Raw genomic sequence first — 22,745 nt, 5'->3', positions numbered from 1 at the left:
GCAGTGGCCAGAAGCCGCCCCAGCCAAATCGTCACAGCGCCCGAACATGAAATCATACCGGCCGGCGGACTTGCACGAGCTCGGCCGGCTGACTTGCACGGGGTCGGCCAACCTTGCACGCTGCAAGTGGAGCAGGCGAGTGAAGGAACACATGGAATCGGGGAGGGGTCTTCAATATTTTGCCTTGCTCTAATCGATTATAGTCGTGAAGAGCAATTTCCGTCCCTTTACTTGCCGCTCAAGTCACGGATAAAAGAACGCAGCACCGATTCGGTAGCTTATTCCCTGTCTTTCGCGTACTCGCGGTCCGTGGCGCCGCGTGGACGATTGAAGACCGACGGACTCACCAGCAGGTGGGCACGGGGGGCGGGATTGGCAAGCCACAGGAGTAGGATAATGTCGAAGGATTCAGGTAAGAACGATCACGCCGGCGGGCCAGGCAAGATCGAGATCACGGTGGTGGTGAACGGCCAGCCCACGCAGGTCGAAGCCAATCCCAACCAGCCGCTGCACGTGGTTCGTACCAAAGCCCTTGAAAACACGCAGAACGTCGCCCAACCGGCCGAGAATTGGGAATTCAAGGACGAGGCCGGCAACTTGCTCGACGTCGACAAAAAAGTTGGCGATCTCGGTTTCGCGAACACTGTGACCCTGTTCCTCAGTCTGAAGGCGGGCGTTGCAGGTGCCTGAACCCCAAACTGTGGATCCGGAGGTCTCCCGAGCGAAGTTTGATCGGGAGATCGGCCGTTTCCGGCCATATGCCGATGCCTATCGGGCTCAGGGCTGCTTCCTGCTTGAGGCGAGCTTCCCACGCGCTTTCTTTATTTTCGGAAGCCCCAAGTTAAAACCGCGGGTGATTAGCGCAGCGAGCGAGGTCGACTTCACCAACTACGACTTAAGACCGCCGTCGGTGGGCTTCGTCGATCCATTTACGCGCCAGCGGATTGCCCGGAAAGATCTATACCTGAAAATGCTGAGACGCCCGCCGCTGCCCGGGACGCCGCCGGAGATGATTGGAGCTCTCATCCAGCAGAACGCCGTGCCGCTGACGGACTTCATCCAGGCCAACGGGCCCGAGCACGAACCTTTCCTGTGCATGGCGGGAGTGCGGGAATACCACGATAATCCAGCCCATTCGGGTGACCCATGGCTACTTCATCGGGGTTCTGGAGAAGGCTGTTTGGCCTTCATTCTGGACAAGATCATCAAATACGGAATCAACCCTATAGAGCAGTTGCAGATTCAGCTCCAACCGACCATCGTGGGAATGGCGGTGTCGCCTCAGGCGATACCGGAATGACTGAATTGAAAGATGTAACGAGCGTGACTCTCCCGCGGAGCTGCATCTCCACCACGCATGCGCATCTGCGCTCAGTTGGTCGCGAGGGCAATGAGGGGATGGCGCTCTGGGTCGGCGTTCAGCAAGACCGGCAATTTGCCGTGACAGAGACGGTTATCCCGGCGCAGCGTCACATTCGGACAAGCGATGGCGTTTGCGTGATAGTTCCGGCCGAAGAACTGCACCGGCTCAACGTCTGGCTCTACAAAAGCGGCCTGAAACTGTTGGCCCAGATTCACAGCCATCCGGGCCGCGCCTACCATTCGACGACCGACGACGCTTATGCGGTTGCTACAACGGTTGGGTGTCTGTCGCTGGTGGTGCCGAATTTCGCCCGTGAGCCTTTCGATCTTGCTCGCGTCGCTGCCTATCGACTTGACGCAAAGGCGAACTGGAATGAGGTCGCGTCCGCGGCCCTGATGCGAATGATCACGATAACGAGCTGACGATGGCCCTTGCAAACTTCATCGACCGGGCTGCCACGGCGGCATCTCAGGTGCTGGCCGACTTTCATCTGGGCGACTTCAAGGCAGCTCTCGAAAAGCAGGTCGTGGCTGTCGCCTTCGACAATCAGGCCGCTTCGTGCGCCGAAGGCCGCGCGACGCTGGATCTTGCGGTGAGGTTGCTCGCCAGACTCTATCCGGTTCTGGCAATACTCCCCTTGGACAGCGCGGCAAACTCGCAAGCCCGAGCGCTGGAGCGCTTGGCAAAGTCGATTAATCCGAAAGTAGGCATCCGGCGCTCCGGCAAGTCTGCCAGCGTGTGCGTGGTGGCAGGGGCAACGCGCCCATCACTGCGGTGCCCAACCTTCTTCATGGGATCGGACGGTTGGGCGGCAAAGCTGTCGCGTACAGACCCGGTGGGCTCTGGCCCAAGTTTGCTGCCCTATGGAGCTGGCGCCGCCAGTTGTTTCGGCGCCGCCAATGTCTTTCGAACGATCTTCGCCGCCCAGCTGACCGGCGCCGAGTTGGACGAAACCATCGACCTCTCGCTATACAGCTACGACAAGACCAAGGCCGGCGATGCCGGCCCGATCGACTTCCCTGTCAATCTTGGCGAAACGCACCTCGTTGGGCTCGGCGCGATAGGTCATGGCGCGCTTTGGACACTAGCGAGACAACCCGGTCTCTCGGGTCGCCTGCATGTAATCGATCCCGAAGCGATCGAACTCTCGAACCTGCAGCGCTACGCATTGGCCGGCCAGGCGGAGATAGGCATGTCCAAGGCGGTCCTTGCAACCACCGTCCTTCGATCGACCGCCCTCGATGTCGAGGCGCACCCGGTGAAGTGGGCAGAATATGTTGCGCGCAGGGGCAATTGGGTCTTCGACCAGGTGGGTGTGGCGCTTGACACCGCCGCCGACCGTCTGGCTGTCCAAGGTGCTCTGCCCCGATGGATCGCGAATGCCTGGACCCAGGAGCACGATCTCGGAATCTCCCGGCATGGTTTCGACTACGGCCAGGCTTGCCTTTGTTGCATGTACATGCCGTCCGGAAAATCCAAGGACGAGCACCAGCTGATTGCCGAGGAACTGGGAATACCGGAAGCACAGGAGCAGGTGAAAACGCTCCTGCAGACGAATGCCGGAGTTCCCAACGACTTTGTTGTTCGGGTGGCTGCTGCGATGGCTGTGCCGTTTGAACCGCTAGCCCCGTTTGTTGGCCAGCCGCTGCGCACCTTTTATCAGCAGGCGATCTGCGGCGGTCTGGTGTTCCAGCTCAGTGATGGAAGTCGCCTCGTTCGAGCCGCGGTTCCGATGGCGTTTCAGTCTGCGCTTGCCGGGATTATGCTTGCCGCGGAGCTGGTCAAGCATAGTGCGGGTTTTCCCATGGGCCCGATGACGAGCACTCGGGTGAATCTTTTGCGGCCCCTTGGCTCTCATTTGCACGATCCGAAGGCCAAAGATTCCAGCGGCCGCTGCATCTGTAGCGACGACGATTTCCTTGCCGCTTACAGGCGCAAATACGGCAAGAGCGTTGAGCAGCTAAGCGATGTCTCCGCCGCCTAAGCAGACGCGGACGTCTCCCTTGCCGCAGGGCGGCGGCTTGTGCGACGTGACGATGGGGGCGCCACTATCACACGCTTGGCCCGCTCCTCTGCCGCCCGAGGGTCCAGGAAATCCCTTCACCGCGCACGATCCCGGACACCTCCTTACCGAGGTGTCGATCGAGCACAGGCCGCCATGGTACCAGCGTGAACTCGCGCGATTTCTCGATGACGGCATATTTGCCGCTGGCAAGCTCCAACTTTTCGCGCAGCCTGCCTGCTATCCGAACCCCAGGCTTGGCTTCGGAATACGACAGTCCAAGTTCGTCCGATAGTTGGCCAGCCACACGGTTCAACTCACGCTGCCGCAGGATCGAAAGCATGTTGGCGCGGTAAACGATCCGATCCTGCTCTTCGCGCGCGAGGTCTTGCGCGATCAGCCATTGCCGCCGGCGGGCTTGCGCTTCCCGGACGTCACGGCCAAAGCCGGAGTTGTGCAACGATCCCGGCATATCGGAGACCAGCTCGCGGTCGAGCCAGGTGGCGCCGTCAAAGCCGACCTGCCGCTCCAGGGGCATCGAAGTGAGCTTCTCGACGGTGACGGGCTCGGTCCTGGCCCGCTGGCGCTCGTAGTCGCAGACGCGATCGAGATGGTCCGTCGCGATGATCCAGGTGCCGTCCGGCTCGCGCTCCACGCCGCCGATGGCGCGCCGGATCGCCTCCAATCGACGGACATGCGTTTGCGCAAAGCTCTCGGTGGCGGATTTGTCGTGCTTCAAATGGATATCCACGTCGTAATGGCCGCCATGGGCGGCGGCGATCTCGGCGACAGTACGGTCGACCTGCCTCGGCTCGGTGCTCCTCGGGGTGGCACACACGATGCAGCCTTCGGGCGTGGGTTCGGTGGCCTCACCTTTGCCGATGTCGATCCAATGGCTTTTACCGTCAACTCCGTCGACGACAAGGTATTGCCGGTCATTGATTTCGTCGGCGAGCCCGCGCGCCACGACGCGGCCGACGACGGGCTGTGCCGCCTCGCCGGATCGATCGTGGATCACGCAGTCGGCGGCACTGCGCGTGAGCCCCTTGCCGGCCAGCTCGCGATGCATGGTCTTGATGATGTCGCCGCGCTCGCCGATGCGCCGCAGGGTGGTTTCCAGCTCGCCCTCGAGTCGCCAGCGGCCCGGGCCGACTTCATCAGCCAAGCCCATCCGCTCGAGCTTTCGCAAGCGACCCTGGTGCAGCGTCTGGCGAAAGGTGTCGCGGCCGTTCGTCGAAACAAGACCGTCATCGTCACGCATGCGCAGCAGTTGCCGGTCGATGCTGGTAAAGCGTTCCTGCTCCATTTCCTGGCGCAGGCGCTGTTCGATCTCGCGATCGGTGCGAGGTCCAAGGTCGAGGCTGACCAGCTCTGCCGCGCGCTCGCGGATTCCACTCGAGACATACTGCCTTGCGATGACGAGGTTCTCGCCGCGATCGTCCTTGCCGCGCACGATGATATGCGTATGCGGATGGCCGGTGTTGAAATGGTCGACCGCGACCCAGTCGAGCTTGGTCCCGAGGTCCTCTTCCACCTGAGCCATCAGACGTCGAGTCAGCGGCTTCAGGTCCTCATACTCGATGCCGTCTTCTGGTGCGACTATGAAGCGGAACTGATGGCGGTCGCCATCAGTGCGATCGGCAAACGCCTTACCATCGATGCGGTCGCTATCGCCGCCATAGAGCTCGCCAGCTTCGCCTTCGCGGGTGACGCCGTCGCGCTGGAGATAGCGCAGATGCGCACGCGCCCCGTCCGCGCCCTTGCCGGCGAGCTTGACGAAGCGGGCTTTGACGACGACCCGCCGCTGGCGGAAGGCGGCATAGCGATCGCGCGATTTCAGCAGCGCAGCCGCCGCCCCGCCGCGCCCTGTACGGCTTCCGGTGAAGCGACCACCGCGCTGCGGCCGGCCGCCGGCCCTGTTGATCGCGGCCCGAACCTGACCGGCATAGCGTTTGCCGGCCTTCGAACCGCGGGAGCCTATTTTCCCGAGCTTCGGTCGGAACTCATCATCCTGCATCCCGGCCTCCGGGTAATCCAAAGCCAGATCAACCGCTTAGGCGCCGCAGCCTCCTGGCGCCGCAAACTGCCTCCTGGAAAAACGATGTGCAGACAAAGACTTCACCACCTCAAAGAGGCGGTGCCTTTATCTTGCCTTACGCGCCTTGCCTCACGCGCCTTGCCCTTGTCGCGCGCCACCGCCCCAAACTCCTAGCCATGTGGCTCCTTTGGCCGCATGCCATCCTTGCCAAGCGGCACGAAGAGATCGCCGTTTCGCATGCCGGCGCGAACACGGTCGTGGAGGAAGAACAACGAGCGCCCCGAGGGTGCCTTTGGCCCCTCCGGAGCGACAGATTTGCCCTTGAATTGCTTCATGTCGGTGGCCGAAATCCCCGCCGCCCTGAGCTGCTCCAGGTAATCGACGGTCTCTTTGGGCAATGGCTTGCCGTGCTTCAAATACCCTTCGTAGCGCCCGGGGCCTGCGTTGTAGGCGGCGAAGAGGCCGGGGAATCCGAAGCGGTCATACATGGCTCGCAGATAGGCGGTGCCGGCCAGAATATTGTCGCGCGGATCGTGCGGATTTGGGCCGAGACCATTGGCCACGCGCATCTCCGCATAGGTGGCGGGCATCACCTGCATGAGGCCAATGGCGCCGGCGCGAGAGGTGATGGGGCGGCCGTCGCGCATGGTGTTGCCGCCGCTTTCGGCATTCATGACGGCGCGGATCCAGGCCTGCGGAACACGAAAACGCCGGCTGGCTTCCGCGACGAACTTCTGCCACTTTCCAAGCTGCGGACTTTGGGAGATGGCGACCGGCTCGGCGCCGGTCGAGGCGGAAAAGGCGCATGGCGCGGTGGCGATCATGCCCAACATCAGGAGGGTCACTCGGTCCATAGCGGCACGAGCCTCCCGATGATTTTTTGGGCCGGCACCGGCCCGAAATAGCGGCTGTCGAAGGAGCGATTGGTCTCGTTGCCGAGCAGGAACACCTCGTCCTTGGTGAGTGCCCGGCAGCCGTTCCACCATGGCAAGGGCCGGCCTTGGGCGTCGATCTTGAGCCGGCGCGCGACGATGTCGCCGCCGATGATGATGGCGTCATGGAAGGCGCAGACATGCTCGCCTGGCAGTGCGGCAAGGCGTTTGACCAGCGCCACATTGCCAGGCAGATAGCCGCGTTGGGCCGCCAGATACGCCACGTAATCAGGCGGGCGGACGAGCACCAGATCGCCCAGCGCCGGCGTGCCCGTAGCGATGCGATAGAGGCCGATCGGCGCGCTGGCCGAGGCGTTCCAGACCAGCCAGGGCGTGGGTTTTGCGAACGTGGTGAAGCCTAAAAGGCTGAGGCCAATCGTGGCAATGGCGATCGTCTTGCGGGCGCGAACGCGGCGCAGGCCGGAGCCGATGATGCGCAGAAAAGGACGCCGGCTCATGAGCGGCCCCCATCGTCGGCCGGCGTGGAACCGGCTTTGGGAGCGCCGTAGTGCGGATGGCCTTTCGACCATTCGTCGAGCTCGTCGATGTGATAGCGGACATAGCGGCCGTGCTTGCGGAATTTCGGGCCGCCGCCCTTGAGCCGCATCTTTTCGAGCGTGCGCTGGGAGAGGCCGATATAGAAGGCTGCTTGCGCGGTATTGAGAAACGGGCTGCCCTTCTTGGCGCGGGCGGCGCGTTCGTTTTCGTCGTCCATGATTGTCCTCGTGTCGCTTAAGGAGAAGCAATGGAGAGGATGGGCGAGCGAGGTCGCTGCGGGGACGGGCGAAGAGTCGGGGGCGAGTTTTCGCCGCTCTTGGGATGAGCCCCGCGCCGGTGGCGGCGCGGGGCTCGGAGCTCCGCCGTTTTAGTCGACGGGGTTCCAGATGATGGCGTAGGTGTCGTCATCGTCCTGGCCGGCGGCGCGGCCGAGATTGGCGTAGAGCTTGCGCGGACCGAACTCCGGGGCGGCGATCGACAGGCTCACATAGTCCTTGCCGGAAGCCTCGCCGATGCGGGTCCAGCCGGCGCCGACTTCGACGCCTTGCGTCAGCACCCGGAAGTCTGGATGATTGTCGGCGGTCTTGCCCTGGTTGGGCACGATGTCGATGTCGGCGCGGACGCTGAGCGTCTTGAGCTGGCCCTTGTAGCCGCCGTTTTCCTGCTTGGTGACGTATCCGATCGCGGTCATGTTAGTCTCCTGTTTTGCTGTCGCCGGGGACCATTCCCCTGCGATGGCGGACCGTGATGGGCGCGTCCGGCCCGTCTGAACCCGACAGGGCCGCAGCGGCAGCGCAGGACCCGAGCGGGCGGCTTTTTTGGAGCGAAGCGGGCGCGAGGAAGCCGCCATGGGCGGCGGGGAAAAAAGCTGCTGGCCGAGGGTTTCGGGCGGGCCGGAACCGCCCATAGGTCGACAAGCCAACCGCAGGGAAATGGTCCTGAAAGACGCTTGGGAGACAGATCGCGCGATCGGCTGGCACGATCCCCAAGCAACATGGCGGTACCGGGCTTGGCACGGGTTCAGGCACCGCAGCCAGCGACGACGTGCCTAACCCCGTGTGGCGCTCGGCGCGCATTCGGGCCTGGCACAGGGCTGGCGAAGGGCATCGATGTGCGTTGGACCACCGCCGGCAGTGCGCTGCAAAAATCGCGAAAGTGCGACCGGTTCTGCCCGAGAGGTGCCCCAAGCGGCGGCTTTCGAAATGCCGCCGCTCGAGGCTTGGCCGGTCACTCCGACACGAACAGGTGCCGGACCTTGGCCCACTGATCGGCGGTGCGGAAGCCGCCGCGCGCTGTGTAGCTTTCGGCGGGGAATTTCATCCAGCGCGGCAGCCAGCTTTCCACCTTCTCGCGACCGTTCTCGCCGGCAAGGAAGTCGCGGATGATCTTCTTTTGCGTCTTGACCTTCTGCGAAACATTGCCGTCGGCGACGGGCTTGCCACCGATGTCGGTGAGCATGGCATTGGCGACTTCCTTGTCGCGCAGTAGCTCGAAGAACGCCTCGTCCGCCTGCCAGGAAGCAGCCATGTCGACGTTCAGATTATGCCCAAGCGCCTCGATGACGGCACTGCCGGCTTCGAGGGTCTCGGCCATGACAAGGCTGAGAACGCGCAGGACGACGTCATCGGAGAGCGCCAGCAGACGGGCAAAGAAGCCGGCGAGAACGAAGGCGTCGCCATGGCCGCCGGCGAGCGGGCCATCGGCATCCGCTTGCCCAATCAGCGCCAAACCTCGCGCCGCTTCTCGGCGAAGGCCGCTTCGGCCTTGCAGGCGGCGAGGCTGGCGGCGACCGTCTCGTTCGCCGGGCGCTGCGGCTCGCGGCGCACCTGCCACAGGCTTGAGCCGGCAATCGCATGCGCCACCATGAGGCGCATGGCGATAGCGGGATGGTCGAGCAAGGTGGCGCGCACGGCGGCATGGCGATGCAGATCGACATAGTTCTGCATCGGGCCGGTGAGCTCAGGCCGCGACGGTTTGACGACCTGTTCGTCCGGCTCGCCGCCCTCGCCATCGGCGCGGGCGCGCCGCGCTTCCTTGCGCGACAGCCAGCCCTCGTGACACTCGACCTCGCCGCGATGCGAGACGGTGATGACGACCTTGCCGCCCTTCTTCTTCGGGGTTTTTTCGTGGTCCCAAGAATGGAAATACTGCCCCGGTTCGAGCAGCGTCACTTCGCTCCATCCGGCCTCGATATAGGCGTCGCGTCTGGCCGCGATCGCCTCGTTCTGCTTGAGCCAGAACAGGTCGGCATCGCCAAAATAGCTGTCCTCACCGAAGAGATCAGAGACGATGAGGCCGGGATAGTCCTCGATGGCGAAAAGCGCCACCTTGGTGGAAATCGACTGGCCGCCGAACAGCCATTGTTTCAGCTGGTAGCCGCGCGGCGCGTATTGCTCGGGGTCGGCATAAAGCGCCAGCCAGTCCTTCTGCTGCGCTTTCGAAGCCATGGTGAGATAGCGCGCCGTCTCGGCGTCGAGTTCCTCGCGGCGGTAGGCTTCGCGGATTTTGGGCAGAAGCTCGCCAAGTGCCAGGATGCGCTTCACCTGAAGCTCGCTGACGCCGAAGGTGGCGGCGATGTCGGCAATGGAGCGGCCTTCTTTGATCAGCCGCGAGAAGGTTTCCCATTGCGAGACCTCGTCGGGGTCGAGGCGCGCGATGTTTTCGATGAGCGAGGCTTCGAGCGCATCGGCGTCGTCGCCGTCCTCCATGATGGCGCAGGGCAAGGCGTCGCTCTCGCCGCGCTCGTCGGCGAGCGACTTGGCGGCGAAATAGCGTCGCCGTCCGGCGACGATTTCGAAGCTTTCCGGCGTTCCGTTGGGCCGCACCAGAAGCGGCACGAGAACGCCGCGCGCGCGAACGGACGGCAGGATGTCAGAGATATCCGGCGCGCGTTTGCCGTGGCGCATGTTGAGGGCGGAAATGTTAAGCCTATCAAGGGGAATATGAGCAAGCTGCATGATCTGTCTCCTTCGGTCTGGTTGAGGTTTTCCCGCCGCAAAGGCCGCAAGGCCGGCGCGGCGGGACGGTTTTCGCGCCCTAGCGGCGCGTCTGTTCCGCCGTGTCAGGCGGAAGCTCGGAATGGGGGCTTGCAAGCGCGTCTGCTGCCTGCCGCAGCAGCCGCTCATCCTCGGTAATGCGGCAACACAGCCGAGCGGCTTCGGCGTAGACGGAGAGCGGAAACTCGGCCTTGAAACAGCGGTCGCGCTCGATGCCGAGGCCAAGCCGGCCCTTGACGCTTTGCAGTTCGGCAAGGCTGACGCTGCCGAGTTCGGGAAAGCCGAAGCCGAGATCGCAAAGGCCGAACAGCGTGTCGCCGTCGGCGTCCAGTTCGCTCAACAGCCAGGTTGCTGCCCCGGTCGGATCGAACAGTTTTACGACCGGAACATGGTCGGTCTCGGTGTCGGAGGCGCCATTGGCGAGGAGACGGGCGCAAAGGTCGTCGGTGATCAGGATCATTGCGGAATTCCTCCAAAACGGTTCGGGTTGATTGAGAGCGGCTTTTTTGAAACAGGCGGATGCGAGCGGCTTCTGCGCCGAGCGCGCGCGCTCGGCGCGCCGTCAGAAGCGCAAGGCGGTCGTGCATGGCCAATCGAGCGCGCTCATGCGGCAATCTCGTCATGGGGCTTGCCTTCGTCGCCGGCGTTGAGGCCAAGCAGCAAATCGGCGGCTTTCGTGGCTTGGCTGGCGGCGCGGAATATGGCGCGGTTGTCCTGGCGCAGCACGGCGAGCCATGAGCCGATGTAGTCGGCATGGCGCACGGTCGGCTCGATGCCGAGAGAGCTGCAGACGAAGGCTGCGCAGATTTCTGCGACCAGTTCCTCGCGCGCATAGGCCTTCGAGCCGAAGGAGCCGGAAAGGTCGCGCGCAAGCCGGGTTGGATGGCCGGTCCAGTGGCCAAGCTCGTGGAAACAGGTGCGGTAATAGTCGATCTGGTGAAAGAAAGCGGGCTGCGGCGGCACTTGAATGAAGTCGCTGCCCGGCATGTAAAAAGCGCGATCGCCGCCGATGCGGAAGTCAGCGCCGCAGCTGTGAATCAGCGCCTCGGCCTGCGGGATGATCTGGCGCTCGGGCAGCGGCTCGGCGGCGGCATAGAGATGTTCGGGCAGGTTGTCGCATTGCGCGACATTGAAGACGGTGAAGCGCTTCAAAAAGGGGACGGCGTGCGGCTCATCGCCATCCGTCTTGGCGCGTTCCTTTTCTTCCTTGGGAACAAAGCGGTCAGCGTGGACGATGGTGGTGCCGTGTTCGCCCTTCCTGACATTGCCGCCAAGCGCGAGAGCCTGCCGGAAGGTCAGCCAGCTCTGGCTGGCATACCCGCGCTCGAAGACGGCGCCCCAAAGGATCAGGATGTTGATGCCGCAATAGCGGCGACCGGTGGCCGCGTTGCTGGGCAGGCCGAGACCGGCCTTCGCACTGCCCCATGGCTTGACCCATGGCACTGTGCCGCGCTCCAGCTCGGCGATGATGCGATCTGTGATTTCCTGATAAAGGCTCGCGCCCGTGCGCCCGCTCTTGCCTGAGCCAGCCTCTCGGCTACCGGAACGCTTGTATTTTGCACCCATCGTCTGGTCCTCCGCTCTTCAATCCCGCGCCCTCCCCGGAAGATCCCATGGGCGGTGGAGGCAGCGCTCGATCCCGATCTCGCGTGCCTGCCCCCGTGAGTGGGGTGGGCGGCAGAACGCGACTGGCTTGGCCCGCTGAACGAGGCAGGCCGCACCCGAAGGGCCGGAACGGAGTGGAGGATGTGAGCGGAGCGAACATTGCGGCCTGCCGCAGCGGGCCTAGAAAGGAGCGTCGCCCACCCCGCGAGCGGGGGCAGGCAACAACCAAAACCACATCGCGAAGCGATGACTGCAGCTGCGATCAACTCGCTTTGGCCGGCGTATTGCTCATGAACAACTTGGAGGGATAGAACACATGAAAGCTGAAAACGTGACTGAGATTGAAACCGATGCGGTCCATACGACACTCGGCGCTATCTTCCTGTCCCTGGAACTCAGTCGCTCGAGCTGGTTGGTGACAAGCTTGTTGCCGTGCAACGGAGAGAAGATGTCAAAGCGCGTCGTCAAGGCAGGCGATACGGCCGGATTGTTCGACCTTATCAGCCAGTTGAAGTCGACGGTTCGGCGCAGAACGGGCCGTGACGTGCCGATGATCGCAATCCAGGAGGCTGGCCTGGACGGCTTCTGGATACATCGGATCCTTGAGCGTGACGGTATCGAAAGCCATGTGGTTGATGCAGCATCCATTGCCACGTCACGCAGGAAGCGCCGGGCGAAGACGGACAAGCTGGATGGCGAGACCCTCCTTCGCGCCCTGCTTGCCTACAAGCGCGGCGAGCCGCGGGTATGCGCCATGGTCGTTCCGCCATCGCCCGAGCAAGAGGACCGAAAGCGCAACAGCCGTGAGCGACGCGCTCTCATCGCGGAGCGGATCAAGATCGTGAATCGGGTCAAGGGGCTCTTGTTCTCGCAGGGCATCGTTGGATTTGAGCCGCTGAAGCGGGACCGCCGCACTCGACTGGAAGAACTTAGGACCGGAGACGGTCGTGAACTACCGTCTAATCTCAAAGCGGAGATTGTCCGTGCACTGGACCGGATCGAGCTCGTGCTTCGGCAAATCAAGGACGTGGAAGCAGCGCGTGACGAAGTGGCTCGCAATGAATGCGACCCATCAAAAGTCGCCAATGGAATGTCGATGCTCAAGCAACTGCGCGGCGTGGGAGCGGACTTTGCCGAGGTGCTTTGGTCCGAGGGTCTGTATCGCGAATTTGCGAATCGAAGGCAGCTTGCCTCCTATGCCGGTCTGACGCCGACACCGTGGCAAAGCGGATCGATCAGCCGGGAACAGGGCGTATCGAAAGCGGGCAATCCGAGGCTGAGGACCGTGATGGTGCAATTGTCGTGGTTCTGGCTTTTGCATCAACCTCGATCGGCTTTAGCACAATGGTTCCAGGAGAGGGTCGCGCTCGACGGTGGCAGGCGCCGGAAGCCGGCCATTATTGCGCTCGCGAGAAAACTTCTGATCGCGCTATGGAAGTATGTTCATCATGGTGCTGTCATTGAGGGCGCTGTCATGAAGCCGGCATGATCAACGTACTCTTTTCCATCCGCCGGGATTGATCGCTCCCGGCTGATCCTGGGCGAACGAACCTCCCACCCCACTTGGCCTAAAATGCCGTCCGGAAGATTGGTCGCGTTCCCCTGAGCCTTACCGACGAAAGCGGGATGTTGGTGCAGCTGCCACAGCGCAGCGACCGTATGTGAGTTTGGACCGGTGTTATCACCGCGCCAAGACGACAGGCTCGGACCTAGGATCACAACGCATTGAGGTAGATATGCGAAGACAGCCTTGACGACAAAGTCCCCATGTGAGCGGGGTGGGCGGCGAAAGCGACCGGAAAGGCCCGACGTCCAAGGCGGGCCGCATCCGAAGGACCGGAACGAAGAGGAGGACCCGAAGCGTCAAGCGAAGGGTTGCGGGACGCCGCGGCGGGCCTAGAAGGGAGTGCCGCCCACCGCGCGCCACCGGGGAAGGCCAGTACAAGAAACGACGCCGGCCCATGGGCCGGCGACCGTCAGCAGCCGAGAGGCTGCCCGCGCCAGGGGGCGAAGCCGCATGGCCGAGACCGCCTGAGCTTGCCGAAGAAAAAGCGGGCTCGGTTCACGAGCACCCGACGCGCGCCTTCAGGCGCGCGGGCGCTGAGCAGTGCCAACGGCGTGAAGTCGACCGCTGCGAATTCGACCCCTTTGGCGGCCTTCAGGAACTTGCGGATTGTCGGCGAGGGGCGAAGCGGGGTGGTTGAGGAGTGCGGCGCGAGTTGGCCAGCCGCTCCCGGCCGTTTCGCCGCGCGGGCAATGTTCATGCGCGAGCAGAGAGCTGTGAGCAAGCCGTGAGCGTCACCGCAATCACCATTGCGCGCGATTGCCCACGCAGTGGCGATGAAAACGTCCGCTTGACCACGGCTTCGGCCGATATCTGGGGCCGCTGACGTGGAAGCGGGCGAAAACCTCGAGGCCTGCGGCGCTGAACATCGAGCAGCATGAAGAGGCCGGGTACGTCAACGGCTGTGACCATCAACCGGAGCCAGCCAAACCTGTTGCGTTGGTTGCCTGGCACGGCTCAAAGACGCTTTAGCTTACCGTGCGAGCGACATTCGCGCGCTCTCGCCACCGACATTTCTGCGCGACGCCAAGCCCAACGTCCACACTAGCCATCACGCCAGATGTCTCGAGTAGGTCTGTCGGCTTTGCAACAAAGTCAGAGGTCCGTCGGACATAGGGCGACTCACAATGTTGTAATTGAAAGCTTTTTCCTTTGGCAAGCTTCCTGCAACAGATGATCCTCAAACGTTGCAGGCAACAGCGACACACCGATGGCCGAATGCCGCCATCGGTCGCGCTGTCGATTTGTCTGGCGGCCAGACACAGGAACAGATGGAAGCAGGACTAATATCATTACGAAGTCGACCATACAAACCGGCCTTCCTCAAGAGCGAGCAGAGCGTGTTTTCACGTGGGAAAGGCTGAGCCCCAGCTTGAATACAGTTGCGACGCCTAATGCAGGTCGGCGGCGAAAAGGCAAGTATAGGCTGTGCGAATAAGACTGGCCGATCACGGTGGTCCGATGCAGAAGGAAAAAACTCGCAATGTCGATTCCGCGGGCTGAAGAGCGACACACCACCGTAAGCCAGCCGGCTTGGCTCGAACGCATCGAACTAGACAGAGGACAATGTCTGCCAGAACGTTCGGATCAGAAGCGGAAGTTAGGCGGCTCAATGGTGCTGACTTGTACAAAGGAATTCTCGCGATTTTCATGATCTGGCGGGACTGTTTCGTTTTTCAGCGACGCCGGGAGGCGAGCCGGCCGAGTGTGAGGTCGGGCTCTGGGCCGTTCGGGAAGACGACATGAACGGCAGGTTTTCGCGGCGCCAGTTCATAGCGGCGGCTGCCGGCGCGGGGATATCGGTCAAGATCGGGTTTCTGGGTCGGCCTGCGGCGGCGCTCATTGCCAATCGGTCGGACGGTTTGCCGAACTGGATCGGACCGGCTGGTCGGCCGCGCTTCCGGATCGACGCCGTAGCCAAGGTCACCGGCGACAAGACTTTCACCCGCGATTTTCGAGCCCGCGACGTGGCCGGCTGGCCGCAGGAACAGAGCCATGCTTTCCTTATTCGTGGAACTCGGGCCAACGCTCCGTTCGACGGACTGGACCTCTCATTGCTCGGCGAGGATCTCAAGCCCGACCGGCTCGTGCTTGGCGAAGACCTTGTCCGCGATGGCCTTGTGCCGCCGGAAACAGCGGCCCCGGGCTTTTACGGCGACATGTTCCTGGTGACAAAGGGATGCACGCCGCGTCTGCTCGGTCAGCCCGTTGCGCTCTTGATCTACAAGGATTTCGCGCGATTCGACGCCGCGAAGCGGCTGGTCCGTGTCGCCGAGGGGGTCGTGCGCTGGGGCGCGGTCGGCGGATACTGCACGCCGCCGCATTACGGCGCCGGCCGTGTCGTGCGCATCGTCGGCGCGACATCGGACGATGCCAACATTTTTGCTCCACTCGAAAAAGGCACGACGATCTACGGCGATTTCGACGGAGATCAGGTCGTCTGGCCGAAGCCGGATCAGAGCGGTGATGCCGAGGCCCGTGCCATGTGGGCGGCTGGCGAGATCGAGCGCGAGATCGCGGCCACCGGCGCCGACGCGTTGATCCTGAAGCGAAGTTATTTCTCGCAATCGATCGACGCCTCGGCGATGGAAGCCGACAACGGCAATATCTGGTTCGAGCCGGGCAGTTCGACGTTGCACGCAATCCTCGCGACCCAATCGCCTTACGAGGTGGCGACCTCGACGCTTGAAATGCTGTCGAAATCGCGGTTCGCAGTGAAGGCGCTCGATCTTTCGATCGGCCATACGGTCGGGTACGGCACTAAAAACCATTCGATCTTCCCTCACTACGCCGTCCTGGCAGGCCTCTATGGCGACGGGCGGCCGGTGCGTCTTGCCAACGATCGGTTCGAGCAGTTCCAGATGGGGTTGAAGCGCCATGCCTTCTGGATGGAGAACACGCTGGTCGTCGATCGCTCCACGCACGCCTTTCGCATCATGAAGGGGAGCTATCGCATGGACGCCGGCGGGCGGCGCAATGTCTCGCCCGATGTCGGCAATGTCGGCGCCAACGCGGCGCGCAGTATCTACTACGTGCCTAAGAGCGATTTCTCTGTCGAGGTCCGGGCCTCGCGCGCCGTTGACGCCGGCTCGACGCGTGGATACGGCGCGCTCCAGACCTTGGCAGCGACCGAGATGATGGTCGACGAGGCGGCCGAACTGCTCGGCATCGATCCGATCGAGCTTCGCCTCAAGAATGCGTTCAAGACTGGCATGAAGAACTCGCAGGGCGCCCGTCCCGGCGGGGTCCTGAGGACGGAGGAAATCCTGGAACGGGCCCGTGCCCATCCGCTCTGGAAGGGTCGCGCCGCGAAGAAAACGGCGTTCGACACCGCCAATCCGGGCAAGCGCTATGGCGTCGGTTTCGCGCAGGTGCAGAAGGATTACGGGACCAGAGCGGACGCAGCGGTGACCACGCTGTCGCTCGATCCGTCCGGCCAGCTCACCATGCGGCAGAACGGCAACGACATCGGTACGGGCCTGACCACGTCGCAGGCGGTCATGGTCGCCGACATCATCGGCCAGGTGCCGGACGACTGCGCCTTCGGCGTGGTCGAGTGGCCGGAAATGCCGCTCGTTTCTACCGAGGAGCCCTATACGACGCCACAGGACGAGGAGGACGCGCTGGCGCAGAACCCGCGCTGGACGCCCTCATTCATTTCACCGATGAGCGCCTCCAGCAGCGCGTGTTTCATCGGCCACGCAACGCGCACGGCGGCCCGCGCACTGCTGCGCCTGTCGCTCTGGCCGGCGGCAATCGCGCTCTGGTCGGGCGGGCCGGGTGGCGGGCAGGCGCGTCCGCTCGCGATCGATATCGCCGATGCGCGAGTCCTCGACGGCAAATTGACGGCAGATGGAATGGAGCCGCTTGGACTGGATCAGCTCGCGGCAGTGGCGCACAAGCTCGGTCTGGTCACCGGGGTCAGCGTCCATGTCTTCAATCGCTGGCAATGGGCCGAGGCGGTGTTCGACGTGCCGAACGTCGGCGCCGTCCGGTTGCCGGTCGATGCGCTTTCGGTCTGCTATGGCCGAAGCGCGCCAGCCGAGTTGAAGGCGCTGATGACCTCGGGCGGGTTCCATTTTCTCGACCGGCGCCAGGTCTTCTATCCGCCGCAGTGCCAGAACGGTGCCGGCACCTGTTATACTGGCATGGCGACGATCGCAGAGGTCGCCGTCGACACCTCCTCGGGCGACGTGAAGCTCCTATCACATCATTCTATCCTTGAATGCGGCACTCAAATCGTACCGGAACTCGTCTCCGGCCAGATCCAGGGCGGCCTCGCGATGGGAGTCGGCCATGCCTTGCTCGAGGAGTTGCCGCTCTATGAGGACGGCCCCGGTGACGGCACCTGGAACTGGAACCGCTATCGCCTGCCGCAAGCGACCGATGTCGCGGTCTGGACGCAGACGTCGGAGGTGCTGCCGCCACTATCTGAAACCGATCCGCCGAAGGGCATGGCCGAGGTCGTGATGATTGCGATCGTTCCGGCGGTTGCTAACGCCCTAAACCATGCCATCGGCAAGCGCTTCTATCAGACACCGATCACGCCCGAGAAGATCCTGGAGGCCCTGCTGTGAGCCTCGCCACGCGACCACTCTCCATGATCGTCAACAATCGCAAGGTCGGCCCGGTCGATGTGCCGGACGATCTGATGATGATCGACTTCCTGCACGAATATCTGAACCTTACAGGCTCGCGGCTCGGCTGCGGGGAAGGCATGTGCCACGCCTGCGCGATCATTCTCGATGGGCCGGACGGAAGTTCCCGCGAGATCCGGACCTGCATCACCGGCGCGCATTTGTTCGAGGGCAAGTCCGTCCGCACCATCGAAGCGCATGCCGAACGCGGCGCGAATGGCGATGTCATCCGGCTCTCCGCGATTCAGCAGGCCTTCGTCGAACATTTTTCGTTCCAGTGCGGCTATTGCACGCCGGGTTTTGTCACTGGTGCAACCGTGCTGGTTGAGCATCTAATGAGGAAGCCGATCCGCAGGGCCGAAGTCGAACGCACGATCGAGCAGGCGCTTGCGCAGCACATTTGTCGTTGCACCGGTTATGTCGGCTACTATGAGGCGGTTCGCGACGTGATCCTGAGCACGCCCGGACTGGTTCGGGGCTGAGTTTCGGGCGATGAGGCGCGCCTGGCGATTTAGCCTGCGGCATTTTCTCCTTCTCTTGCGGCCCTGGCGGTGTTCCTCGGTCGGTTCGAAAGGACCGCCGTCGGTGCGGTAATGAACAAACAGTAGTTGACAAGCCGCTGTCCGGTAATCTTGCCCAAGCGGCCGACTGGGCCGCCTGCCATATGGCGCCCGGCGCCGCGTCCGGCGCCGGTGGCCTAGCCTTCAACCACACTCATTCGGCGCCGCCGGAACACGAGCCGGGCCGATTGGTGCGCAGAGACTGGTCGCCGCGCCGATCAAGTCGGACACGTCGGCCCCGGTCGTCGCGAAAGAGGTGACGAACCTCACGATTCCGGACTGCCAGCGATCATGGTAGAAGCAGAATCCCATGTCGAGCAGCCCCCGGATCAGGGGCATGGGAAGCCGGCAGAACAATATATTGGCGTCGGGACGCTGCTGGATCTTTACAGCCGGCAGGGGAGCCAACCCCTGCGCGAGCTCCGACGCCATCGCATTGGCATGGGCCGCGTTGCGAAGCCAGACACCATCTCTCAGATAACCGTCCATTTGCGCCGCCATGAAGCGCATCTTGGAACTCAACTGGCCGGCCCGCTTTCGCCGAAAGGCGATCGTGCTCGCGAGATCTTTGCGGAACGAGACGACCGCATCGACCCCAAATGTTCCATTCTTCGTGGCGCCAAACGACAAAAGGTCGACGCCGGCTTTCCAAGTCATCTCGGCCGGCGAGCAGCCGAGAGTGACGAGAGCATTGGCGAAGCGGGCACCGTCCATGTGGAGCGGCAGGTTCGCCGACCGGCAGATATGGCCGATCGCCTTGATCTCATCAAGAGCGTAGACCGATCCGACCTCGGTCGCCTGCGTGATGCTGACGCTGGATGGCTGGACCGAGTGGACGTCGCCCACCATGCGCGTGGTACTGGCCGCCAAGGCGTCGATGTCGATTTTGCCGGCCTCACCCGGGAGCTGCACCAACTTTGCTCCCGCAGTATAGAACTCCGGCGCGCCGCACTCGTCGCGGTGGATGTGTGCATCGGCGTGCGAGAGGATGCTGCCCCATGGCGGCGTAATCGCCGCGAGCGCCAGTGCGTTCGCCGCAGACCCCGTCGAGACCAGGAACACGTCGACCTCATGCTCGAACATTGCGGCGAGCTGGCGCTCGACCGTGTGCGTCAGCTCATCATTGCCGTAGGGAAGCGCCTGACCCGAAGCGCACGCCGTGATTGCTGCGATAACCTCAGGGGAGGCTCCGGCGATGTTGTCGCTGGTGAAGCCGCGAGGGCGGGTCTGCTTGCTGTCGCTCATGGTCTTGACGCTCGTTTCATCCATTGAGCGTCCAAGTTAGACGGGTCGCCGAGCGCTTTATTGAACGATATTCAAATTGAGAGGTAACGTGCCGGCGTCACCCCCAATACGGCCTTGAACTGTCGGGTCAGGTGGCTCTGGTCTGCGAACCCGACCGCCACGGCTACCTCGGCGACGTTCTGACCTCGCCTCAGCAGCCGTCGCGCCTCGTCGATGCGGACCTGGATCAGGTAGCGGGTGGGAGGCACCCCGAAATGGGCCTTGAAGCCGTCGATCAGCGTCGCTTTGGAGCATCCGGCGAGGGCGGCAAGGGCGGCGAGCTGCAGGACTTCATCGGAGTGGGCATGGATGAAGTCGCGCACGTCGCGGAATCTGGGTGGCACGGATTTGCGCTCAGCAACGCGCGACCTGCCGACCTGTGCGAAGATGTAGGGCAGGCAACGGATCAGATGCTCCTCTATCTCCAGTGCCGAGCTGTGCTGATGTTCAAGCTGGCGCCAAAGCGCGCTGAGGCCGCGCGCAACTGCGGCATTCTCCTGGAACGGGCTCTTGAAGTCGATCGTTCCGGGTTCGGTTTGGCCGCTGTCCTCAAGCACCTGCCTGACAAGGCCTTCGGGTAGGTAGAAGATCTTCTGACTCCAGCCAAGATCGTCACCGGCACCCCCGAAATGCGGTTCGCCGGGCGCGAAGGTCGCGATGGTGCCGCTGCCGGCGTGCCACGTCTCGCCCCGGCACCAGACGTCATGGACGCCCCGCTCGATCAGGCCTACCAGATACTCGTTGTGGACGTGCCTGGAGAAGTCGTGCCGGTGATAATCCGCCGCGAGGTAGTCGAGCCCGCCAAGGACATCGGAGTGCTTCATCACCGCACGGTTGTGCGGCGGCCGACCCCGAAGAGAGGAACGGCCACGCACCTTTTGCCCATACTCGCCGGCGGTATTGGCCACTTATTGATCATCCAGCTTTCGCTCATCGTCGTGCATCAACCGGGCCAGTCGCCCGTGGACATGGCACGCATATTCACAGCATGGATGCAATATATCCAAACAATCAAGTTTACCGATGGGGCCTCATATTGCATAGCGCATTGCTTGAAAGCCTATGTTCCGTGCTTTCCATCTCACGTTTCCTCGGCTGTTCTAAGTTGTTCCACAGCTAACTTTGACATGGATCCATAATGCGAATTTGCGGCATCAAGCTCACGCACGACGGGGCAATCGCTGTCGTCGAGGACGGCCGATTGGTCTTTTGCATCGAGCAGGAGAAACTCGACAATAATCCACGATATCAATCGATCGATCGTCTTGAAACGATTGTTGCCGCCTTAGCGGAACATGGCCTGGATCCGCGCGATGTTGATCGGTTCGTCATCGATGGCTGGGACGGTGAGATCGAGTCGCAATTCCAGGTTGTTAGTGAGGGCACGCCGGTCACTCTCAACGGGGCACCATATATGGAGCGGGATCCTAAAAGTCCCCTGACAGCTTGTCACGGCTCAGGCCTCGTGCTGGGCGGCGGAGTATTTTCTTATGAAAGTTATCCGCATGTCCTTGGCCACGTAGCTTCCGCATACTGCACCAGCCCATTCGCTAAAGCCAAAGAACCTGCCCTTTGCCTGGTATGGGACGGCTTCATCTTTCCGCGGCTTTACTACGTGGAACCAAGCGGAGTGCGGTTTATCGAATGCCTGTTTCCGATGATGGGTCATGCCTATGCCGCCGCGGGCCAACACTTCGGTCCTTACAGGCAGGAAACGAGGACCGGCTGGAATCTGGATATTGCCGGCAAGCTGATGGCCTATATCGCGCTCGGATCTGTCAACGAAAAGATCGAGACAGTATTTGGGGAGCTTTACGACCAACATTTCGCTGGTGACACGAAGCGTGCAATTGAATATAGAAACAACAGCCGCTCCGAAGACGCATTACTCACGGCCGTGCATGATTTCTTCGATGCAGCCGAGTCACGGCTGGTCGCCGAGACACCTGAGGACATACTTGCTTCGTTTCATGCCTTTCTCGAGCGTCTTCTCGTTCGCGAGATGGCAATCGCGCTGCGTGGGCTCTCGGTTGCCGGAACGCGAAACCTGTGCATCGCCGGCGGATGCGGGCTGAATATCAAATGGAACAGCGCACTTCGGGCGAGCGGTTTGTTCGACACAGTTTGGGTGCCTCCGTTTCCAAACGACAGCGGGTCGGCGATCGGTGCTGCTTGCTGCGCGCTGTCTGCCGACAAAGGCCTCGTTCACCTCGATTGGTCGGTCTACAGCGGACCAAACATTAAGGATGGCCCTGTGCCTCCGGGATGGCAGGCTGCTCCATGCAGCGTGGCAGAACTGGCCAGCGTGCTCGCCGACGGCAAGCCCGTCGTTTTCCTCACCGGCCGTGCAGAGCTTGGTCCACGAGCCTTGGGAGGCAGAAGCATCCTGGCAGCCGCGACTTCGCCGCAAATGAAGGACCACCTCAATAAAGTGAAACGTCGAGAGCACTTCCGGCCGGTAGCGCCAATATGCTTGGAGGATCGTGCACATGAGATATTCGAACCTGGCACGCCGGATCCTTACATGCTGTTCGATCACCGAACACGTTCGGAGTGGAAAGAGAAAATCCCGGCAGTCGTTCATTTAGACGGGACGGCACGATTACAGACAGTGTCTAGAAAATCTGATCACCCTATTGCAGAGCTCCTGGAGAAATATGAACAACTCACCGGCATTCCGCTGCTCTGCAACACCAGTGCCAACCTTAACGGACGTGGGTTCTTTCCGGATGCCGCGGCGGCGTGCGAGTGGGGATGCGTGGACCACGTTTGGAGCAATGGGTTGCTGTTGACTAAGACAGGTTAGTCGCCGCTCCCGTCGTCAATAGCGCTGGCTGGGTCTACGGGGACGATCGCGCCCGGTTTGGCGCATACATGCTGTAGCATCGGGCAGCGTCACATGCCCGTGGCGATAGGGCATCAAGGCTCTCGTCGCGGTGTTTCGCGTCAGAATTCGACAGCGCCACGCCGTCTAATCGTTGGCCAATCACGGCTGAGCTTTATGAAGCACTGCTGACGTCTTCACTGACAAAATTGTCGAGGAAGTGATTGCCGTGTCATTTGCCTTTCATGCCCCCGTACGGGCAGACCGGCCGTGGCGATCTTTTGGTCGCTCTTGCGACATTCTCGTCCGCCTTGGGACACAACAACGTTTCCGGATAGGCGCACGGCCGAGCCGCGGGCAAACCGGCGCGCGCGGTGCTGATGGGGGGAGGCGTCAAAGACCCTCCTCGATAGCGGGAGCAGCAACAACGCGATGGTAGAGG

The 22,745-nt window shown here is 62.3% G+C and carries 19 protein-coding genes; 8 read left to right on the top strand and 11 right to left on the bottom strand.

The genetic code is table 11. The annotated features are described in order from the left end of the window. Nucleotides 1-396: 396 nt before the first annotated feature. From EJ072_RS06080 to EJ072_RS06065, 4 genes are read left to right on the top strand one after another with little or no spacing between them, the layout of a single operon-like run. Nucleotides 397-690 carry a DUF2604 domain-containing protein gene (locus tag EJ072_RS06080; protein ID WP_095811574.1) on the top strand — a complete coding sequence of 98 codons (294 nt, stop codon included), beginning with the start codon at nucleotides 397-399 and terminating at the stop codon, nucleotides 688-690. Beyond that, complete coding sequence (locus EJ072_RS06075) at nucleotides 683-1,300, top strand: putative metal-binding protein (RefSeq protein WP_095811716.1); 618 nt, start codon at nucleotides 683-685, stop codon at nucleotides 1,298-1,300. Before EJ072_RS06080 ends, EJ072_RS06075 begins: the two co-directional genes overlap by 8 nt. Continuing rightward, nucleotides 1,297-1,785 (top strand): Mov34/MPN/PAD-1 family protein, encoded by a 489-nt coding sequence (locus tag EJ072_RS06070; protein ID WP_126078963.1) that lies wholly within the window; start codon nucleotides 1,297-1,299, stop codon nucleotides 1,783-1,785. Before EJ072_RS06075 ends, EJ072_RS06070 begins: the two co-directional genes overlap by 4 nt. Before the next feature lie 2 nt (nucleotides 1,786-1,787). Then, a complete protein-coding gene (locus EJ072_RS06065) occupies nucleotides 1,788-3,347 on the top strand; it encodes an E2 ligase fold family C protein (RefSeq protein ID WP_126078962.1) in 1,560 nt (519 codons plus the stop codon). A 67-nt stretch (nucleotides 3,348-3,414) separates the two neighbouring features. Here EJ072_RS06065 and rlxS read toward each other — a convergent pair whose 3' ends face one another. The 9 genes from rlxS to EJ072_RS06025 form a co-directional block, all read right to left on the bottom strand. Further along, nucleotides 3,415-5,382, bottom strand: coding sequence for a relaxase/mobilization nuclease RlxS (rlxS, locus tag EJ072_RS06060; protein ID WP_126078961.1), 1,968 nt, complete (start codon nucleotides 5,380-5,382; stop codon nucleotides 3,415-3,417). 191 nt (nucleotides 5,383-5,573) lie between these two features. Continuing rightward, nucleotides 5,574-6,257, bottom strand: a complete 684-nt coding sequence (locus EJ072_RS06055) for a lytic transglycosylase domain-containing protein (RefSeq protein WP_126078960.1) — start codon at nucleotides 6,255-6,257, stop codon at nucleotides 5,574-5,576. After that, nucleotides 6,245-6,793, bottom strand: a complete 549-nt coding sequence (locus EJ072_RS06050; RefSeq protein WP_095811579.1) for a S26 family signal peptidase — start codon at nucleotides 6,791-6,793, stop codon at nucleotides 6,245-6,247. The genes EJ072_RS06055 and EJ072_RS06050 overlap by 13 nt, the downstream gene beginning before the upstream one ends. Continuing rightward, entirely contained in the window at nucleotides 6,790-7,050 is a 261-nt protein-coding gene (locus EJ072_RS06045) for a helix-turn-helix domain-containing protein (protein ID WP_095811580.1), read from the bottom strand. Before EJ072_RS06045 ends, EJ072_RS06050 begins: the two co-directional genes overlap by 4 nt. Nucleotides 7,051-7,200: 150 nt before the next feature. Next, nucleotides 7,201-7,524 carry a DUF736 domain-containing protein gene (locus EJ072_RS06040; RefSeq protein WP_095811581.1) on the bottom strand — a complete coding sequence of 108 codons (324 nt, stop codon included), beginning with the start codon at nucleotides 7,522-7,524 and terminating at the stop codon, nucleotides 7,201-7,203. A gap of 536 nt (nucleotides 7,525-8,060) precedes the next feature. Beyond that, nucleotides 8,061-8,561 (bottom strand): hypothetical protein, encoded by a 501-nt coding sequence (locus tag EJ072_RS36555; protein ID WP_245467213.1) that lies wholly within the window; start codon nucleotides 8,559-8,561, stop codon nucleotides 8,061-8,063. Next, entirely contained in the window at nucleotides 8,552-9,790 is a 1,239-nt protein-coding gene (locus EJ072_RS06035; RefSeq protein WP_245467211.1) for a ParB/RepB/Spo0J family partition protein, read from the bottom strand. The genes EJ072_RS36555 and EJ072_RS06035 overlap by 10 nt, the downstream gene beginning before the upstream one ends. A 79-nt stretch (nucleotides 9,791-9,869) precedes the next feature. Continuing rightward, nucleotides 9,870-10,289, bottom strand: coding sequence for a DUF2958 domain-containing protein (locus EJ072_RS06030; protein ID WP_126078959.1), 420 nt, complete (start codon nucleotides 10,287-10,289; stop codon nucleotides 9,870-9,872). A gap of 143 nt (nucleotides 10,290-10,432) precedes the next feature. Then, nucleotides 10,433-11,395, bottom strand: a complete 963-nt coding sequence (locus tag EJ072_RS06025) for a zincin-like metallopeptidase domain-containing protein (protein WP_126078958.1) — start codon at nucleotides 11,393-11,395, stop codon at nucleotides 10,433-10,435. Between the two features lie 355 nt (nucleotides 11,396-11,750). Here EJ072_RS06025 and EJ072_RS06020 point away from each other — a divergent pair, with 355 nt between their 5' ends. From EJ072_RS06020 to EJ072_RS06010, 3 genes are all read left to right on the top strand, one after another. Then, entirely contained in the window at nucleotides 11,751-12,923 is a 1,173-nt protein-coding gene (locus EJ072_RS06020) for an IS110 family transposase (RefSeq protein ID WP_189343228.1), read from the top strand. 1,817 nt (nucleotides 12,924-14,740) lie between these two features. After that, nucleotides 14,741-17,575, top strand: a complete 2,835-nt coding sequence (locus EJ072_RS06015; protein WP_126078957.1) for a molybdopterin cofactor-binding domain-containing protein — start codon at nucleotides 14,741-14,743, stop codon at nucleotides 17,573-17,575. A gap of 23 nt (nucleotides 17,576-17,598) precedes the next feature. Beyond that, complete coding sequence (locus tag EJ072_RS06010) at nucleotides 17,599-18,117, top strand: 2Fe-2S iron-sulfur cluster-binding protein (protein ID WP_126083518.1); 519 nt, start codon at nucleotides 17,599-17,601, stop codon at nucleotides 18,115-18,117. Nucleotides 18,118-18,339: 222 nt separating this feature from the next. On the opposite strand, the gene EJ072_RS06005 is transcribed toward EJ072_RS06010, so the two are convergent. Beyond that, a complete protein-coding gene (locus EJ072_RS06005; protein ID WP_245467210.1) occupies nucleotides 18,340-19,464 on the bottom strand; it encodes a low specificity L-threonine aldolase in 1,125 nt (374 codons plus the stop codon). Nucleotides 19,465-19,511: 47 nt separating this feature from the next. After that, entirely contained in the window at nucleotides 19,512-20,387 is an 876-nt protein-coding gene (locus EJ072_RS06000; RefSeq protein WP_126078956.1) for an AraC family transcriptional regulator, read from the bottom strand. 230 nt (nucleotides 20,388-20,617) lie between these two features. Here EJ072_RS06000 and nodU point away from each other — a divergent pair, with 230 nt between their 5' ends. Continuing rightward, nucleotides 20,618-22,285, top strand: coding sequence for a nodulation protein NodU (gene nodU / locus EJ072_RS05995; protein ID WP_126078955.1), 1,668 nt, complete (start codon nucleotides 20,618-20,620; stop codon nucleotides 22,283-22,285). Nucleotides 22,286-22,745: the final 460 nt, after the last annotated feature.

The sequence above is a fragment of the Mesorhizobium sp. M2A.F.Ca.ET.046.03.2.1 genome (genome assembly GCF_003952425.1).
GTDB lineage: Bacteria > Pseudomonadota > Alphaproteobacteria > Rhizobiales > Rhizobiaceae > Mesorhizobium.
The sequence above is the reverse complement of the archived record's forward strand: the minus strand, read 5'-3'. Positions and strand labels throughout refer to the sequence as shown.

Coding starts and splice junctions, on each gene's coding strand:
- EJ072_RS06080 (WP_095811574.1), top strand. CDS start 397: ATGTCGAAGGATTCAGGTAAGAACGATCACGCCGGCGGGCCAGGCAAG.
- EJ072_RS06070 (WP_126078963.1), top strand. CDS start 1,297: ATGACTGAATTGAAAGATGTAACGAGCGTGACTCTCCCGCGGAGCTGC.
- EJ072_RS06065 (WP_126078962.1), top strand. CDS start 1,788: ATGGCCCTTGCAAACTTCATCGACCGGGCTGCCACGGCGGCATCTCAG.
- rlxS (WP_126078961.1), bottom strand. CDS start 5,382: ATGCAGGATGATGAGTTCCGACCGAAGCTCGGGAAAATAGGCTCCCGC.
- EJ072_RS06055 (WP_126078960.1), bottom strand. CDS start 6,257: ATGGACCGAGTGACCCTCCTGATGTTGGGCATGATCGCCACCGCGCCA.
- EJ072_RS06050 (WP_095811579.1), bottom strand. CDS start 6,793: ATGAGCCGGCGTCCTTTTCTGCGCATCATCGGCTCCGGCCTGCGCCGC.
- EJ072_RS06045 (WP_095811580.1), bottom strand. CDS start 7,050: ATGGACGACGAAAACGAACGCGCCGCCCGCGCCAAGAAGGGCAGCCCG.
- EJ072_RS06040 (WP_095811581.1), bottom strand. CDS start 7,524: ATGACCGCGATCGGATACGTCACCAAGCAGGAAAACGGCGGCTACAAG.
- EJ072_RS06035 (WP_245467211.1), bottom strand. CDS start 9,790: ATGCAGCTTGCTCATATTCCCCTTGATAGGCTTAACATTTCCGCCCTC.
- EJ072_RS06030 (WP_126078959.1), bottom strand. CDS start 10,289: ATGATCCTGATCACCGACGACCTTTGCGCCCGTCTCCTCGCCAATGGC.
- EJ072_RS06025 (WP_126078958.1), bottom strand. CDS start 11,395: ATGGGTGCAAAATACAAGCGTTCCGGTAGCCGAGAGGCTGGCTCAGGC.
- EJ072_RS06020 (WP_189343228.1), top strand. CDS start 11,751: ATGAAAGCTGAAAACGTGACTGAGATTGAAACCGATGCGGTCCATACG.
- EJ072_RS06015 (WP_126078957.1), top strand. CDS start 14,741: ATGAACGGCAGGTTTTCGCGGCGCCAGTTCATAGCGGCGGCTGCCGGC.
- EJ072_RS06010 (WP_126083518.1), top strand. CDS start 17,599: ATGATCGTCAACAATCGCAAGGTCGGCCCGGTCGATGTGCCGGACGAT.
- EJ072_RS06005 (WP_245467210.1), bottom strand. CDS start 19,464: ATGGATGAAACGAGCGTCAAGACCATGAGCGACAGCAAGCAGACCCGC.
- nodU (WP_126078955.1), top strand. CDS start 20,618: ATGCGAATTTGCGGCATCAAGCTCACGCACGACGGGGCAATCGCTGTC.